We start from the raw sequence: 357 nt of genomic DNA on the forward strand, positions 1-357 counted from the left end.
TGAAGAAGACGATAGAAGCAGCCCGAAATTGGGTCTGTAGCTCAGTTGGTTAGAGCGCACCCCTGATAAGGGTGAGGTCGGCAGTTCGAATCTGCCCAGACCCACCAATTTTTGTGTGGGAAACCTGTAGAAATACGGGGCCATAGCTCAGCTGGGAGAGCGCCTGCCTTGCACGCAGGAGGTCAGCGGTTCGATCCCGCTTGGCTCCACCACCACTGCTTCTGAAGTTTGAAAGCTTAGAAATGAGCATTCCATCGTTGTGATGGTGAATGCTGATTTCTAGTCTTTTGATTAGATCGTTCTTTAAAAATTTGGGTATGTGATAGAAAGATAGACTGAACGTTACTTTCACTGGTA

General features: G+C 47.9%; 2 tRNA genes. Both read left to right on the forward strand.

Annotated elements, in window-relative coordinates:
- Positions 1-30 precede the first annotated feature (30 nt).
- Positions 31-107: transfer RNA gene (locus ACM6I7_RS16900), tRNA-Ile, on the forward strand.
- A gap of 29 nt (positions 108-136) precedes the next feature.
- A tRNA-Ala gene (locus tag ACM6I7_RS16905) sits at positions 137-212 on the forward strand.
- Positions 213-357 lie beyond the last annotated feature (145 nt).

Origin of the sequence: Pseudomonas sp. IT-93MI4 (assembly GCF_949767635.1) — a bacterium.
GTDB lineage: Bacteria > Pseudomonadota > Gammaproteobacteria > Pseudomonadales > Pseudomonadaceae > Aquipseudomonas > Aquipseudomonas putida_A.